General features: G+C 73.4%; 14 protein-coding genes and 1 pseudogene. 13 read left to right on the forward strand and 2 right to left on the reverse strand.

Features of this window, described 5'->3' with window-relative positions:
• Positions 1 to 27: 27 nt before the first annotated feature.
• Positions 28 to 858, forward strand: coding sequence for a Fic family protein (locus B085_RS0129350; protein ID WP_018562177.1), 831 nt, complete (start codon positions 28 to 30; stop codon positions 856 to 858).
• 381 nt (positions 859 to 1,239) lie between these two features.
• Here the strand turns inward: B085_RS0129350 and B085_RS0129355 are convergent, their stop codons facing one another.
• Positions 1,240 to 2,070: an HAD family hydrolase gene (locus B085_RS0129355; RefSeq protein ID WP_018562178.1), complete on the reverse strand. Its 831-nt coding sequence runs from the start codon at positions 2,068 to 2,070 to the stop codon at positions 1,240 to 1,242.
• Positions 2,071 to 2,672: 602 nt separating this feature from the next.
• On the opposite strand from B085_RS0129355, the gene ssd reads away from it, so the two are divergent.
• From ssd to B085_RS47500, 7 genes and pseudogenes are all read left to right on the forward strand, one after another.
• On the forward strand, positions 2,673 to 3,722 hold the full coding sequence (gene ssd / locus B085_RS0129360; RefSeq protein ID WP_234018686.1) for a septum site-determining protein Ssd: 1,050 nt from the start codon (positions 2,673 to 2,675) through the stop codon (positions 3,720 to 3,722).
• Positions 3,719 to 4,873 (forward strand): TadA family conjugal transfer-associated ATPase, encoded by a 1,155-nt coding sequence (locus tag B085_RS0129365; protein ID WP_018562180.1) that lies wholly within the window; start codon positions 3,719 to 3,721, stop codon positions 4,871 to 4,873. The genes ssd and B085_RS0129365 overlap by 4 nt, the downstream gene beginning before the upstream one ends.
• Entirely contained in the window at positions 4,870 to 5,778 is a 909-nt protein-coding gene (locus B085_RS0129370) for a type II secretion system F family protein (RefSeq protein ID WP_026251569.1), read from the forward strand. The genes B085_RS0129365 and B085_RS0129370 overlap by 4 nt, the downstream gene beginning before the upstream one ends.
• The gene (locus tag B085_RS0129375; RefSeq protein ID WP_018562182.1) at positions 5,775 to 6,551 is read left to right on the forward strand and encodes a type II secretion system F family protein; all 777 of its coding nucleotides are present in this window, start codon (positions 5,775 to 5,777) and stop codon (positions 6,549 to 6,551) included. Before B085_RS0129370 ends, B085_RS0129375 begins: the two co-directional genes overlap by 4 nt.
• Before the next feature lie 20 nt (positions 6,552 to 6,571).
• Complete coding sequence (locus B085_RS44175) at positions 6,572 to 6,760, forward strand: DUF4244 domain-containing protein (protein ID WP_234018684.1); 189 nt, start codon at positions 6,572 to 6,574, stop codon at positions 6,758 to 6,760.
• Positions 6,747 to 7,094, forward strand: coding sequence for a TadE family type IV pilus minor pilin (locus B085_RS0129385; protein ID WP_078620128.1), 348 nt, complete (start codon positions 6,747 to 6,749; stop codon positions 7,092 to 7,094). Before B085_RS44175 ends, B085_RS0129385 begins: the two co-directional genes overlap by 14 nt.
• A pseudogene (locus tag B085_RS47500) lies at positions 7,091 to 7,372 on the forward strand (Rv3654c family TadE-like protein); the annotation flags it as partial. The gene B085_RS0129385 and the pseudogene B085_RS47500, both read left to right, overlap by 4 nt.
• Positions 7,373 to 7,407: 35 nt before the next feature.
• On the opposite strand, the gene B085_RS0129390 reads toward B085_RS47500, so the two are convergent.
• Positions 7,408 to 9,813: a DEAD/DEAH box helicase gene (locus B085_RS0129390; protein ID WP_078620129.1), complete on the reverse strand. Its 2,406-nt coding sequence runs from the start codon at positions 9,811 to 9,813 to the stop codon at positions 7,408 to 7,410.
• A 135-nt stretch (positions 9,814 to 9,948) separates the two neighbouring features.
• Here B085_RS0129390 and bldG point away from each other — a divergent pair, with 135 nt between their 5' ends.
• The 5 genes from bldG (at position 9,949) to B085_RS0129415 (ending at position 15,913) form a co-directional block, all read left to right on the forward strand.
• Entirely contained in the window at positions 9,949 to 10,290 is a 342-nt protein-coding gene (bldG, locus tag B085_RS0129395) for an anti-sigma factor antagonist BldG (RefSeq protein ID WP_018562186.1), read from the forward strand.
• A gap of 84 nt (positions 10,291 to 10,374) precedes the next feature.
• Complete coding sequence (locus B085_RS0129400; RefSeq protein ID WP_018562187.1) at positions 10,375 to 10,869, forward strand: ATP-binding protein; 495 nt, start codon at positions 10,375 to 10,377, stop codon at positions 10,867 to 10,869.
• Between the two features lie 309 nt (positions 10,870 to 11,178).
• Positions 11,179 to 13,602 (forward strand): sodium-translocating pyrophosphatase, encoded by a 2,424-nt coding sequence (locus B085_RS0129405; RefSeq protein ID WP_018562188.1) that lies wholly within the window; start codon positions 11,179 to 11,181, stop codon positions 13,600 to 13,602.
• Positions 13,603 to 13,775: 173 nt separating this feature from the next.
• The gene (locus tag B085_RS0129410) at positions 13,776 to 14,339 is read left to right on the forward strand and encodes a hypothetical protein (RefSeq protein WP_018562189.1); all 564 of its coding nucleotides are present in this window, start codon (positions 13,776 to 13,778) and stop codon (positions 14,337 to 14,339) included.
• Positions 14,340 to 14,395: 56 nt separating this feature from the next.
• A complete protein-coding gene (locus B085_RS0129415; RefSeq protein WP_018562190.1) occupies positions 14,396 to 15,913 on the forward strand; it encodes a N5-glutamine methyltransferase family protein in 1,518 nt (505 codons plus the stop codon).
• Positions 15,914 to 15,953: the final 40 nt, after the last annotated feature.

Genomic DNA, 15,953 nt, shown 5'->3' on the forward strand with positions numbered 1-15,953 from the left:
GCGCCGGGGGTGCGTAGGGTCGTGCGTATGGGTACGACAGCTGATCCGCTCGCCGTCCTCGGTTCGCTCCCCGGTGTCGCCGAGTCGGTGGACTCCGTACGGAAGGCCGTGGACCAGGTCTACGGGCACCGGGTGATGCGGCGCCGCTCCAACGAGGTGTCCTCGGAGGCGGCGCTGCGCGGCGCCCGCGGTTCCGCGGCGCTCTCCGGCGCCGACTGGGCGCTGGAAGAGGTGCGCAGGCGCAGCGACTTCTCCTCCGACGACGAGTCGCGCGCGGTGGGCGCCGCGCTGCGGCTCACCGCCGAGGCCGGGCAGTTGCTCTCCGTCTGGCGGCAGTCGCCGCTGCAGGCGCTGGCCCGGCTGCACCTTGTCGCGGCCGGCGGCACCTCGCCGGACGAGACGGTCGGCCGCCCCCGGCAGGCGGGCGAGAAGGTCGAGGAGCCGCTCCTGGACGTCGCCGAATTCCCGCTGCCCGAAGCCGCGGAGGTCGTCGCGCGCCTCGACGGGCTCGCCGACCTGCTGCTGGCGGGCAGTGAGGCGCCGGCGCTGGTCGTTGCCGCGGTCGTGCACGGCGAGTTGCTGTGCCTGCGGCCGTTCGGCTCGTACAACGGCCTCGTGGCGCGGGCCGCGCAGCGCGTCGTCCTCGTCGGGAGCGGTCTGGATCCCAAGTCCATCTGCCCGGCGGAGGTCGGGCACGCCGAACTCGGCCGCGCGGACCATCTGAAGGCGCTCCGGGGCTACGCCTCCGGCACGCCCGAGGGAATGGCGGCCTGGATCTCGCACTGCGGGCAGGCCGTGGGCCTGGGCGTACGGGAGAGCGTGGCGGTCTGCGAGGCCCTGCAGCGCGGCGCCGCGTAGGCGGGGCCTCGGGGAGCCGCGTCGCGGGCCCTGCCGCGTTCGGCCATCCCCGCACAGGGCTGCGGCGGCACCGCGAGGGTGCCGCCGCTGGCACGACGGTCGGGTTACCAAGCGTGCACGATATCTGCCCATCAGGTCGGGAGCTTTGCCCGTCACCTGGTGCGGCCGGCCCGGTCAGCGGGTCCGCGTCGCGTGGGTGCCCAGCTGTCATGCTCGGTCCGTGGGGCCTGATTCGACGGGGTTCCTCGCGGAAGTCCGTGGTCTCGCGGGCCGTAGAACCTTTGTACCGCGCCTTCGGGATAACCGGAACCCCTCGCCGCAGTTCTTTGCATACGGGGTCTGATCAGCACGATCTGTTCGAAGGGGGCGATTCTGCCCCCATCAGGACAGTGCGGGCCTGCGCCGCCTGGCCGCGTACCAGACGAGTCCCGCCGTGGCGGCGGCCGCGCCGACCGCGGCCAGCGCCAGCACCGGCCCCGAGGGCATCGTCAGCGCGGGCACCCGCTGGTGCAGCCTGACGGGGCGGCTGAAGGTGAGCATCGGCCATTCGCGTGACGCCGCCTCCCGGCGCAGCCCGCGGTCGGGATTGACCGCGTACGGGTGGCCGACCGACTCGAGCATCGGGACGTCGGTCACCGAGTCGCTGTAGGCGAAGGAGCGCTTGAGGTCGTAGCCCTCGATCGCGGCGAGTTCGGTGATGGCGCGTGCCTTGGCCGGTCCGTAGACGTAGTGCTCGATCCGGCCGGTGTAGCAGCCGTCCTCCACCGCCATCCGGGTGGCGATGACGTGGTCCGCGCCGAGCATCTCGCCGATGGGCTCGACGACCTCCGCGCCCGAGGCGCTGACGATGACGACGTCGCGGCCGGCCAGGTGGTGCTCCTCGATGAGGGAGGCGGCCTCGTCGTAGATGATGGGGTCGATGAGGTCGTGGAGGGTCTCGGCCACGATCTCCCGCACCTGCTGCACGTTCCAGCCACGGCACATGTCGGAGAGGTACTTTCGCATCCCCTCCATCTGGTCGTGGTCCGCGCCGCCGAGCAGATAGACGAACTGGGCGTACGCGGTTCGCAGCACGGCGCGGCGGTTGATGAGGCCGCCTTGGTAGAACGGCCTGCTGAACGCCAAGGTGCTCGACTTGGCGATCACCGTCTTGTCGAGATCGAAGAACGCGGCGGTGCGCGGCGGCAGGTGGTTTTCCACGAGGACGAGCATAGGGACCCACCATTCGGCGTAAGCTCCTGCGCGTGGGTTTGCCAGAGAAGGCCTTCGGGTACACCATGGAAGTCACGGATCGTTCGCGACCGTGCTAACCCGGTCTGGCTCCTCCCCCCCCGAGTCGGACCGTGGGGACGACCCCCGCTCTCCCCCCCGGCGGGGGTCGTCGCATGTCCGGGGGCATATTCAGGCCATGTGTCGGAACGCGCCCGGCGTGTGATCGGCCCCCCGCGGTCTCCGCGGGGGGCCGATCCTTTTCCCTGCGTCGCTACGGTGAGTGACGGATCGCATTCGTTGCGCTGCCCGCCGGAAGCCACTCGCGCGGGTGGTGGAGATATCCACAACGGCCAGGTTATCCACGGATTACCACCAAGATCATCAACTTTCGGCGACTCGCGCGACTCTGGCGGCAAATGCCGCGCCGGAGATGTGTCCGGTGCACGGGCCGGATACCGGCGGGACCCGCCGGAACGAGCGAGGGGGATGTCGTGGTGGCCGAATCATTCAACGGTGAAACAAAAGGAACCTGTGACGGGCGGGCGTCCGGGCGAGCGTCGGCACGGCCGCGCGGAAAGGACGACCCCGGCTGCGGCCCGCTCATCGTCACCGAGGACGGCGCCCTCCTGGACGACCTGCTGCGACTGTGCGCCGCGGCGGGCGCGGAACCGGAGGTCGCCTTCGGGGTCCCGCCGGCGCCGGGCAGCTGGGAGGGCGCGCCGCTGGTGCTGGTCGGCGCCGCGGACACCCGGCGCGTGCCGGGTACGGCGCGCCGCCGCCGGGGCGTGCTCCTCGTCGGCCGGGACCTGGACGATCCGGACGTGTGGCGACGTGCCGTGGACGTCGGAGCCGAGCACGTCGCCTTCCTGCCCGACGCCGAGACCTGGCTGGTCGACCGGATCGCCGACGTGGCGGAGGGCGCCGGCGACCCGGCCCTGACGATCGGGGTCGTCGGCGGCCGCGGTGGCGCTGGGGCCAGCACTCTGGCCTGCGCCATGGCGGTCACGGCGGCCCGCTCCGGGCGCCGCACGCTGCTCGTCGACGCCGATCCGCTCGGCGGCGGGCTGGACGTTCTGCTCGGGGCCGAACGGGTGGGCGGCCTGCGCTGGCCGGACCTCGCCGAGTCCCGGGGCCGGGTCAACAGCGGGGCGCTGGAGGAGTCGCTGCCCCGCACGCACGCCCTGAGCGTGCTCAGCTGGGACCGCGGGGACACCGTCGTCATCCCCCCGCAGGCCATGCGGTCGGTGATGGGCGCCGCCCGGCGGCGCGGCGGTGTGGTCGTCGTCGACCTGCCGCGCCGGATGGACGAGGCCGTGGCCGAGGCGCTCGCCCAGATCGACGTCGGCCTGCTGGTCGTCCCGGCGGAGCTGCGCGCGGTGGCGGCCGCCGGCCGGGTCGCCTCCCGGATGGCCATGGTGCTGCGGGACCTGCGGGTCGTCGCCCGCGGCCCCTTCGGCTCGGGGCTCACCGACGAGACGCTCGCCGAGCTGGTCGGGCTCCCGCTCGCCGGCGAGCTGCCGCCGGAGCCCGGCCTGCCCGCCGCCCTGGACGGCGGGGAGGCACCGGGCGGCAGCGGCCGGGGCCCGCTGTCCGGGTTCTGCTCGGCCTTCCTGACGGCGGCACTGCCCGGCGACGGGAGCGTGGCCGCATGAGCGCCGACGTGATGACGCCCGCCCTGCTCGACGCGGTGAGGCTGCGACTGGCCGCCTCCGGTGACGAGCCCACCCCGGCCGGTGTGGCCGCCGCGCTGCGGGCGCAGGGCCGGCTGCTGGGCGACACCGAAGTGCTCGACGTGGTGGCCGCCCTGCGCTCGGAGATGGTCGGTGCCGGACCCCTGGAGGGGCTGCTCGCCGAACCGGACGTCACCGATGTGCTGGTGAACGGGCCGGACGAGGTGTGGGCCGACCGGGGCGCCGGGCTGGAGCGCACTCAGGTGCGGTTCGCGGACGCGGCGGCCGTGCGCCGGCTCGCCCAGCGGCTCGCCTCCGCCGCCGGGCGGCGGCTGGACGACGCCCGGCCCTGGGTGGACGCCCGGCTGCCGGACGGCACCCGGCTGCACGCGGTGCTGCCACCGGTGGTGGTCGGCGCCCCGTGCCTGTCCCTGCGGGTCGTCCGCACCCGGGCCTTCACCCTGGAGGAACTGGTGGCCGCCGGCAGCATGGACGGCGGTACGGCCGCCCTCCTGCGCGCGGTGCTGGACGCCCGCCTGTCGTACCTGGTCTCCGGCGGCACCGGCTCGGGCAAGACCACGCTGCTCAGTTGTCTGCTCGGACTCGTCCCGCCGGGCGAGCGCATCGTCCTCGCCGAGGACTCCGCCGAGCTCCGGCCCCGGCATCCGCACGTCGTACGGCTGGAGACCCGGCCCGCCAACCAGGAGGGCGCCGGACTGGTCACCCTGCGGGACCTCGTACGGCAGGCGCTGCGCATGCGGCCGGACCGGCTGGTGGTCGGCGAGGTGCGCGGCCCTGAGGTCCTGGATCTGCTGGGCGCCCTCAACACCGGCCACGAAGGCGGCTGCGGGACGGTCCACGCCAACGCCGCGGGTGATGTGCCCGCCCGGCTGGAGGCGCTGGGCGCCGTGGCGGGCCTGGACCGGGCCGCGTTGCACAGCCAGTTGGCGGCCGCCCTGTCGGTGGTGGTGCATCTGGTGCGGGACCGCTCGGGCAGGCGCCGGGTCGCCGAGATCCACGTTCTGGAGCGCGGTCCGGACGGGATCGTCGGCACCGTCCCGGCTCTGTGCGGCGGCGAACGCGGCCCGGGATGGGGCCGGTTGACCGCGCTCTGCGAGAGGGGGCGGCCATGAGCGCCGTGGTGTTCCTCACCGCCCTGTGCGCGGGCGCCGCCGCGTGGGCGATGTGCGCACGGGGCGAAGTCCTGCGCAGGGCAAGGGCGTTGCTCGCAGGGGCCTCTGAGGCCCGTGGGGCGTCCTGGGGGCTCCGGGTGCCCGGTGGCCTCGAGAACCGCCTGAACGGGCTCCTGGAGCCGTTCCGGGTGCGGTTCGGCTGGCACCTCGGCCGTGAGGTGCTGCTCCTGCCGGGTGGGTCGGTCGTGGGGCTGGTCGCCGGATCGGTGCTGCCGGTCCTGCTCGGGGCGGCCGCGGTGCCGCTCGCCGGGCGGTGGCTGCGCGGGCGGGAGCGGCGCGCCGAGGCGGAACGGCGGGCTGCGGCGGTGGGCGCGCTGTGCGCGGCGGTCGCCGGAGATCTGCGGGCCGGGCTGGCCCCGCCCGCGGCGCTGGCCGGTGCGCTGGGCCGCGAGGGCTGGCCGGAGCACCCCGGCCTGTCGGAAGCCGCTCTGCCCCTGCTGGCCGCCGCCCGTTTCGGCGGTGACGTACCGGCGGCGCTGCGGACGGCCGCCCTGCTGGAGGGCGCCGAGGGGCTCAGCGGTGTCGCGGCGTGCTGGCAGGTCGCCGTGGACGGCGGCGCGGGGCTCGCGGACGGCCTGGACCGGATCGCGGGCGCCCTGCGTGCCGAACGCGACCAGCGGGAGGACCTGAGGGCCCAGCTGGCGGCACCCCGCTCCACTGTGGCGCTGCTGGCCCTGCTGCCCGTCTTCGGGCTGGTCCTGGGCACCGGGCTGGGCGCCGATCCACTGGGCACCCTGCTGCGCACACCCGCCGGGCTCGGCGCTCTGGCCGCCGGAGGGCTCCTGGAGTGGGCGGGGCTGGCCTGGACCGCGCGCATCGTCCAGGCTGCGGAGGGCGGGTCATGAGCGGCGACGTCGTCCACAGGCTGGGGATCGTTGTGGCGTCCGTGGCCGCCACCCTGTGCGTTGCGGGCGCCCTGACCGCCGCGAGGAGGGAACGCGCAGCGCGCCGCAGGCTCCGGCTGCTGATGGGGACCATTTCCCTGGCCCGGCAGCGCCGCAGGTGGCCCGGTGCGGTCTTTGCCCGGGAGTGGGCGCCGGTCGCCGGGGTCGGCCTGGGTACGTTCGCGCTGATCGGCGGAGTTCCCGGCGCGGCGGCGGGGCTGGGCGCCGCGTGGGCGATACGCCGCCGGCAGCGGCGGCCGCGGCCCGTGGGACACGCGGATCAGGCCCGGGCCGCGCGCCAGCTGCCGCTGGCGGCCGATCTGATGGCCGCCTGCGTCGCTGCAGGGGCGGGGCCCCGCGAGGCCGCGGAGGCGGTCGGGCCGTCCCTCGGAGGGCCGCTCGGGGAGGCGCTCACCCGTGCCGCCGCCGAACTCCGCCTGGGCGGCGACCCCGCGCAGTGCTGGGGCCGGCTGGACCGGCTGGGCTGCCGCGAACTCGCCCGGTGCATGGAGCGCGCCACCACGACGGGAGTGCCGCCGGTCGAGGAGATCGCGCGCCTCGCCGCCGGGTGCCGCGCCGAGCACGCCCGTTTCGGGGCGGCGCGCGCACGCCGCGCCGGAGTGCTGATCACCGCCCCGCTGGGGCTGTGCTTCCTGCCGGCGTTCCTCCTCGTGGGGGTCGCGCCGGTGGTGATGGGGCTGGCGGGGGCGATCCTCGCCGGCACGACGATCTGAAGGGGGATCCCATGCGAGTCATGCGTTGTCTGAGGAAGCTGCGCCGCCGGTGCCGTACCGGCGAGCGCGGGATGACCACGGCCGAGTACGCCGTGGGCACCCTGGCGGCCTGCGGTTTCGCGGCCGTGCTCTACAAGGTGGTCACCTCGGGCGCGGTCAGCTCCGCGCTCAGCGGGCTCATCAAGCGGGCCCTCGATGTGGCGTTCTGAGCGCCGCCGCGATGCCGGCTACGTCACGGCTGAGGCCGCGGTGGTCGTCCCGTCGCTGGTGTTCCTCACGGCACTGCTGCTGTGGGGGCTGGCCGCGGCGGCCGCGCAGATCCGCTGCGTCGACGCCGCGCGGGCCGGAGCCCGCGCGGCGGCCCGCGAGGAGCCCGACGGCGCGGTGCTGCGGGCGGCCCGCTCGGCGGCTCCCGCCGGGGCCGCCGTCTCGGTCCATAGGGGCGGCGACCTGGTGCGGGTCACGGTCGAGGCCCGGTCCCTGTCCCTCACGCTCCACGGCGAGGCGGTCGCCGCCGTGGAGGCGACGGAGGAGGGGCCGTGAGCCGGCGGGGACGCGACCGGGGTTCCACGACCGTCTGGACGGCCCTCCTGGGAGCGCTGCTGGCACTGGCCGCCTGCGCCGTGCTGACGTTCGGCGCCGCCGTCGCGGCACGGCACCGTGCGGGGGCCGCCGCGGACCTCGCGGCGCTCGCCGCCGCCGACCACGCCCTGCGGGGCCGTGCCGAGGCCTGCGCCGTGGCCGGACGCGTGGCCGCCGCCCAGCACGCCCGGCTGGTGCGCTGCGTGATCAGCGGTGAGATCGCCGACGTCACGGCCGCGGTGGGGCCCGCCCGGGTCCGCTCCCGGGCCGGGCCTCAGGACTCCGCGTCCGGGGCGGGTTCGGGTACCGCGGCGCCGGGCTCCGACGGGCCCTCCGTCGCGAGGAGCACGTCGAGCAGACGTACCGCGGCCTGCTTGTCCAGCGGATCGTTGCCGTTGCCGCACTTGGGCGACTGCACGCAGGAGGGGCAGCCGAACTCGCACTCGCAGGAGGCGATCGCCTCGCGGGTGGCGGTGAGCCAGCTGCGGGCGGTGCGGAAGGCCCGCTCCGCGAAGCCCGCGCCACCGGGATGGCCGTCGTACACGAAGACGGTCGGCAGGCCGGTGTCCTGGTGGAGCGGCACGGAGACCCCGCCGATGTCCCAGCGGTCGCAGGTGGCGAAGAGCGGGAGGAGGCCGATGGAGGCGTGCTCGGCGGCGTGGAGGGCGCCCGGCAGCTCCTCGGGATGGATGTGCGCGGCGTCGAGCTGATCGTCGGTGACCGTCCACCACACGGCGCGCGTACGCAGGGTGCGGGGCGGCAGGTCCAGCTTGGTCTCGCCCATCACCTCGTTGGTGATCAGCCGGCGGCGGAGGAAGGAGACGACCTGGTGCGTGACCTCGACGGAGCCGAAGTGGAGGCGGGTCTCGCCCCACTCCTCCACCAGGTCCTCGTCGAGCACCGAGATCGCCGTGGTGTCGCGGGCCATCGTCGAATACGGCGGATCGGCCTGCTCCACCAGCGCGACCGAGTCCTCCAGGTCCAGGTGCCGGACGAGATAGGTGCGGCCCTGGTGCAGGTGGACGGCGCCCTCGTGGACGGTGGTGTGCGCGGCGCCCGCGTCCACGGTGCCGAGCAGGCGCCCGGTACCGGCCTCGACGACCTGGACGGGCTTGCCGCCCTCGCCGCGGATGTCGGTGAGGTCGGCGGCCCGCTCCCGCCGCGTCCAGTACCAGCCGCCGGAGCGGCGCCGCAGCAGGCCGCGGCGTTCCAGCTGGGGCAGCAGCCCGGCGGTCTCCGGCCCGAAGAGCTCCATGTCCTCATCGCCCAGCGGCAGCTCGGCCGCGGCGGCGCACAGGTGGGGGGCGAGGACGTACGGGTTGTCGGGGTCCAGCACGGTCGACTCGACCGGGCGGCGGAACAGGGCGTCCGGATGGTGCACGAGGTAGGTGTCCAGCGGGTCGTCCCGGGCGATCAGCACCGCCAGCGCCCCCTGACCCGAACGCCCCGCGCGGCCCGCCTGCTGCCACAGGGAGGCCCTCGTGCCCGGATACCCGGCCAGGAGCACGGCGTCGAGCCCGGAGACGTCCACACCCAGCTCCAGGGCCGTGGTGGAGGCCAGTCCGAGGAGCCGCCCGGTGTGCAGGTCGCGTTCGATGGCCCGGCGCTCCTGGGGCAGGTAGCCGCCCCGGTACGCGGCGACCCGGCGGGTCAGCCGGCGGTCGATCTCGGCGAGGCGTTCCTGGGCGATGACGGAGATCAGCTCGGCCGCCCGCCGGGAGCGCACGAAGGCCACCGTGCGGGTGCCGTCGAGCACGAGGTCCGTCAGCAGGTCGGCGGCCTCGGCGGTCGCCGTGCGGCGCACCGGGGCGCCGTGCTCCCCGCTGAGCTCGGTGAGTGGGGGCTCCCACAGGGCGAAGGCGACCTCGCCGCGCGGTGAGGCGTCCTCGGTGACCTCGGCGACGGGCACGCCCGTCAGCCGGGTCGCGGTGGCGCCGGGGTCGGCGGCGGTCGCGGAGGCGAGCAGGAAGACGGGATCGGCGCCGTAGCGGGCGCAGACACGCCGCAGCCTGCGTATGACCTGGGCGACGTGCGAGCCGAAGACGCCCCGGTAGGTGTGGCACTCGTCGATCACGACGTAGCGGAGCCGCCGGAGGAAGGAGGACCACCGGGAATGGCCCGGCAGGACACCCAGATGGAGCATGTCGGGGTTGGTGAGTACGTAGGTCGCGTACTGGCGCACCCACTCGCGCTCCTCGAACGGCGTGTCGCCGTCGTAGACGGCCGCGCGCACCGCCCTGCCCAGCGGGGCGGCGATCTCTGCCACGGCCCGCCGCTGGTCGGCCGCCAGGGCCTTCGTGGGCGCGAGGTAGAGCGCGGTGGCTCCTCGGCCGTTCGGTGCCTCGGAGCCTTCCAGGAGAGCGCTGAGGACCGGCACGAGGTACGCCAGGGACTTGCCGGAGGCGGTTCCCGTGGCGACCACCGCGGAGGTGCCGGCGACGGCGTGGGCGGCCACCTGCGCCTGGTGCTCCCACGGCCGCTCGATGCCGCACGCGCGGACGGCGTCGATCACCTCCGGGCGGATCTGATCAGGCCAATCGGCATGGCGACCCGCCCGCGGGGGCAAGTGCTCCGTATGGGTGATGCGCGCGGCCCTGCCAGCCCCCGTGGCAAGCCGCTCCAGGAGGGCGACGGGGGAGGTGCGGCCGTGCGCCGACTGCGGAAGATGATCCTGAGCCATCGGCACTCAGTGTGTCACTGGCATGACGGACAATCGCCGTAAGGCGTCGTGCATGCCCGCTGGTAAGTGATTGAATGCCATCGCGGCTGCCGATCCATGGGGGGCGACCGCTCGATGCAAGGTGCTGGAGGATCCGTGGACCTGTCCCTGTCGACTCGAACCGTCGGCGACCGTACGGTCGTCGAGGTCGGCGGCGAGATTGATGTGTACACCGCTCCCAAGCTGCGCGAGCAGCTGGTGGAACTCGTGAACGACGGTAGCTACCACTTGGTCGTGGACATGGAAGGCGTGGACTTCCTGGACTCGACCGGGCTGGGCGTGCTGGTCGGCGGGCTCAAGCGGGTTCGCGCGCATGAAGGCTCGCTGCGCCTGGTGTGCAACCAGGAGCGCATTCTCAAGATTTTCCGTATCACCGGCCTGACCAAGGTGTTTCCCATCCACACCTCGGTCGACGAGGCCGTCGCGGCGACCGACTGACGTTCGGCGCCGGACCATGGGGCTCCGGGCGACGCCGACGCCCGGGCCCCTGTCTTGCCCGCCCACAGGCACGAGGGGGAGGCCATGCCCACCGTAGAACTGCTCTTCAGCGCACTGCCGGAGCACGTCCGCACCGCACGACTGGTGGCGGCTGCGGTAGCCCGCAGGGCAGGGGTGGACGAGGCCGTCCTCGACGAGGTCCGGCTCGCCGTCGGTGAGGCGTGCAGCCGGGCCGTCGGCCTTTACCGCAGCAGCGGTGCGGATCGTCCGGTCCGGGTGGTGCTGACCGAGGAGGAGAAGAAGTTCTCCATCGAGGTCGGCGACAAGTCCCCCGAGGCGGAGGACCGCCCCGCCGACGCCGCCAGTGTGCCCTCGGCGCGTGGCGACAGCCCCGCAGAACACCCCGAGCCGCTTCCCGACGGCTCGCCTGCCTCGTCCGACTCCTCCGAGGCGGAGGACGAGGGCCAGATGGGTCTGGCGGTCATCAGCGGCCTCGTCGACGACGTCGAGGTCTTCTCGGGAGAGTACGGCGATGTCATCCGGATGAGCTGGCCGCTGAACCCGGCCGCGCTCTCCTAGCCGCCCCGCCCCCCTCACGCGCTCCTGCCGAGCTGCCCGCGAGCTTCCGCCGCAGGTCAGCTCGGCGTGCGCGGATTCACCCGGTGGTTGATCCACTTACACGGTGACTGTTCACCTTTTCCGGTGATATCTGTGGGCGATCTCCTTTGCTATATCCCCGGCCTCGGCGAATTTCGTTTCCTGCGCCCTGTTTTGATCTAGTTCGGCTCCCTACAATCCGTCCATCTTTGCTCAGCGCACACGCCTGAGCGTCGCGGCTGCTGAGTCGCCGGAGCCGCGCGCCCACGTGCCAAACGTCAAGGAGGACGAATGGCGGGGCCACTCACCCCTCACCTGCAGGACATCGCTCAACCTCTGGCCGCAACACCCGTACTGACCGACGGCAACCGCAATCTCGTGCTGGTCATCGCGGTGGTGGCACTGGCCGCACTGGTGCTCGCCGTGGTGCTGGTACGTCAAGTGCTCAGTGCCGACGAGGGCACCGACAGCATGAAGAAGATCGCGGCTGCCGTGCAGGAAGGCGCGAACGCCTACCTCGCACGGCAGTTCCGCACTCTGGGGATTTTCGCGGTCGTCGCGTTCTTCCTGCTCATGCTGCTGCCTGCGGACACCACGTCACAGCGCATCGGCCGAAGCGTGTTCTTCCTGGTGGGCGCCGGATTCTCGGCGGTCACCGGCTACATCGGCATGTGGCTGGCGGTGCGCAGCAACGTCCGCGTGGCCGCGGCCGCACGAGCCGCGACCCCGGCGCCGGGTGAGCCCTCGGCGGATCTCACGACGGTCTCGCACCGCGCGATGAAGATCGCCTTCCGCACCGGCGGCGTGGTCGGCATGTTCACCGTGGGCCTGGGCCTGCTGGGCGCCTCAGCCGTGGTGCTGATCTACAAGGCCGACGCGCCCAAGGTGCTGGAGGGCTTCGGCTTCGGCGCCGCGCTGCTCGCCATGTTCATGCGTGTCGGCGGCGGCATCTTCACCAAGGCCGCGGACGTCGGCGCCGACCTGGTCGGCAAGGTCGAGAAGGGCATCCCCGAGGACGACCCGCGCAACGCCGCCACCATCGCCGACAACGTGGGCGACAACGTCGGCGACTGCGCCGGCATGGCGGCCGACCTGTTCGAGTCGTACGCCGTCACCCTGGTGGCCGCGCTCATCCTCGGCAAGGTCGCCTTCGGTGACTCCGGCCTGGCCTTCCCGCTGCTGATCCCGGCGATCGGTGTGCTCACCGCCATGATCGGCATCTTCGCGGTGGCCCCCCGCCGCAAGGACCGCAGCGGTATGACCGCCATCAACCGCGGATTCTTCATCTCCGCGGTGATCTCGCTGGCGATGGTGGCCGTCGCGGCGTTCGCGTACCTGCCCTCGACGTACGCGGAGCTGGCCAACGTGCCCGGCGACATCGCCTCGCACGGCGGTGACCCGCGCATCCTCGCGCTGGTCGCCGTCGCCATCGGCATCGTGCTGGCGGCGCTCATCCAGCAGCTGACCGGCTACTTCACCGAGACCAACCGGCGCCCGGTACGGGACATCGGCAAGACGTCGCTGACCGGGCCCGCCACCGTCGTGCTGTCCGGCATCTCCGTCGGCCTGGAGTCCGCGGTGTACTCGGCCGTCCTCATCGGCCTCTCGGTGTACGGCGCCTTCCTGCTGGGCGGCGCCTCGATCTGGCTCGCCCTGTTCGCGGTGGCGCTTGCCGGCACCGGTCTGCTGACCACTGTCGGTGTGATCGTGGCCATGGACACCTTCGGCCCGGTGTCCGACAACGCCCAGGGCATCGCCGAGATGTCCGGCGACGTCCACGGCGAGGGCGCCAAGGTGCTCACCGACCTCGACGCGGTCGGCAACACCACCAAGGCGATCACCAAGGGCATCGCCATCGCCACCGCCGTGCTCGCGGCGACCGCGCTGTTCGGTTCCTTCAAGGAGGCCGTCGACACAGCGGTGCGGGAGGCGAACATCTCCGCCGCCGACCTCAGGTGGCTGGACCTGGACATCTCCCAGCCGAACAACCTGTTCGGTCTGCTGCTCGGCGCGGCCGTCGTCTTCCTCTTCTCCGGACTGGCCATCAACGCCGTGTCCCGGTCGGCGGGTGCGGTGGTCTTCGAGGTGCGCCGGCAGTTCCGCGAGCACCCCGGGATCATGGACTACACCGAGAAGCCCGAGTACGGGCGCGTCGTGGACATCTGCACCAAGGACGCGCTGCGCGAGCTTGCCACCCCCGGTCTGCTCGCCGTGCTCGCCCCCATCGCCGTCGGCTTCTCCCTCGGCATCGGAGCGCTGGGGTCCTACCTCGCCGGAGCCATCGGCGCGGGCACGCTCATGGCGGTCTTCCTCGCCAACTCCGGCGGTGCCTGGGACAACGCCAAGAAGCTCGTCGAGGACGGCCACTACGGCGGCAAGGGCAGCGAGGCCCACGCCGCGACCGTCATCGGCGACACCGTCGGCGACCCGTTCAAGGACACCGCGGGTCCGGCCATCAACCCGCTGCTCAAGGTCATGAACCTGGTGGCGCTGCTGGTCGCCCCCGCGGTGGTCCAGTTCTCCTACGGTGACGACGCCAACCTGGCCGTGCGGATCGGCGCCGCGGCCGTGGCGCTCCTGGTCATCGTCGTCGCCGTCTACATCTCCAAGCGCCGCGGCATCGCGGTCGGAGACGACGAGGGTGTCGACACCGGCCACGACGACAGCCAGGGCACGAAGCGGTCGGCCGACCCGAATGCGACGGCCGCGGTCTGACGTAGCGTGAGCTCATCGTGATACGGCGGCGGGCGTCATCCTCCGGGATGGCGCCCGCCGCCTGCACGCACGTCAGATGCATCACCCTGTTCTTGGTTCATAAGGGGCAATAGTGGTCACATCGAGTGGAAGTGATGTGGCCCGCGGGCAGGAGCCGTGTAGGTTCCGGGGCCGTGAAGAACAAACTCGCGGCTGCGCTGTCCGTCACGGCTGTGATCCTCGCGACGGGGTCGCTGTCGGGATGCGGCGACGGCAACAAGGAGCTCGACGCCTGGGCGAAGACTGTCTGCGACCAGGCCGCCGCCCAGGTCAAGAAGATCAACGACGCGAACACCCACATCAGCAACACCCCGAGCAACGCCAAGCCGAAGGACGTCCGCAGCGCGGACTCCACGGCGTTCGGGCAGATCTCGGACGCCTACAAGGCGCTCGCCGGGATCGTCGGCAAGGCCGGTGACCCGCCGGTCGACAACGGCGCCAAGCTCAAGCAGGACGCGGTCGGCGACCTCAACTCGCTCTCCACGGCCTACGCGAACCTGCGCAAGCAGGTCGACGCGCTGCCCGTCACCGACCAGGCGAAGTTCGCCGACGGGCTGAAGAGCGTCTCCGACAACCTGGCCAAGGTGAGCAAGAGCGGCGAGCAGGCGCTCGACACGCTGCGCCAGGGCGAGGTCGGCCAGGCCATGGCGAAGCAGCCCGGCTGCCAGGACTCCGGCGCCAAGCCCTCGAAGTCCTGACCGTCCGAGGGCGGGTGGGGCCCGCCGGGCGCCCCTTCGGGGGTGACAATGGCAGCGTGAGTACGCAGCCGCCCCCGCAGCCCCTGCCCGCCCCCGACCGCACCGCCGCCCTCCGCGACGCGCTGCGCGCCGCGGCCTTCACGGCCGACGGCTGCCTCGACCTGCTCGGGGCGACCGCCTACGCCGCGCTCTCGCGGGCGGAGACCGTGCCCGCCCTGCGCGCCACCCGCGGCGGCAGCCCGCTGGAGAGCCTGGTGCGGCTCTTCCTGCTGCAGCAGCCGGTCCCGTACGCGCGGCTGCGGGAGGTGCTGCCCCTCGACGCGGCCCTCGAGGACGGCTGGCTCGTCCGGGACGGCGACGAGGTGTGCGCCACGGTGGACGTCCGCCCCTACGGCGGTGACGGCGGCGAGGACTGGTACATCGTCTCCGACCTCGGCTGCGCCGTGGGCGGCGCCAACGGCATCCGTACGACGCCCGGCGTGGACCGTGCGGACCTGGTGCTCGGTGTCGGCGGCGCGTCGACCACCCTCGCGGGGATCACCATCCGCACGCCCGTGGCCCGGGCACTGGACCTCGGCACCGGCTCCGGCATCCAGGCGCTGCACGCCTCCCGGCACGCCACCCGGGTCACCGCCACCGACCTCAACCCTCGCGCCCTGCACTTCACGCGGCTGACCCTCGCCCTGTCCGGCGCCCCGGAGCCCGACGTCCGGCAGGGCAGCCTCTTCGAGCCCGTCGGCGGCGAGCGCTACGACCTGATCGTGTCCAACCCGCCCTTCGTCATCTCCCCCGGCAGCCGCTTCACCTACCGCGACGGCGGCATGGCCGGCGACGACCTGTGCCGCACCGTCGTCCGGCAGGCCGCCGACCACCTCACCGAGGGGGGGTACCTCCAGCTACTGGCCAACTGGGAGCACACCGAGGGCGAGGACTGGCGCGACCGCGTCGCCGCCTGGGTGCCCGACGGCTGCGACGCCTGGATCGTGCAGCGCGAGGTGCAGGACGCCACGCAGTACGCGGAGCTGTGGCTGCGCGACGGCGGCGACCACCTGGCCGGGCCCGAGGCGTACGCCGCCCGCTACGGCGCGTGGCTGGACGCCTTCGAGCAGCGCAAGACCAAGGCCGTCGGCTTCGGCTGGATCACCGTGCGCAGGACCGGCTCCGACCGTCCCGTGGTCACCGCCGAGGAGTGGCCGCACCCGGTCGAGCAGCCGCTCGGCCCCCACATCGCGGCCTGGTTCGGCCGCCAGGACTTCCTGCGCACCCACGACGACGCGGCGCTGCTCGACGAGCGCTTCCGGCTGTCGGACGAGGTGGTGCAGGAGCAGGTGGGCCTGCCCGGCGCCGAGGACCCGGAGCACGTCGTCCTGCGGGCCAACCGCGGCATGCGGCGCGCGACGAGGGTGGACACGGTCGGCGCGGGCTTCGCGGGCGTGTGCGACGGGACGCTGACGGCGGGTCGGATCCTCGACGCCATCGCCCAGTTGCTGGGCGAGGACCCGGTGGCGCTGCGGGACCGTACGCCGGAGGCGATCCGGCTGCTGGTGGAGCAGGGCTTCATCGAGCCGGTGTGAGCGCAAACGCGACGGCCCGCCTCCGCAGCGGAGCGGAGGC

It is taken from the genome of Streptomyces sp. BoleA5 (assembly GCF_000373665.1).
Classification (GTDB): Bacteria; Actinomycetota; Actinomycetes; order Streptomycetales; family Streptomycetaceae; genus Actinacidiphila.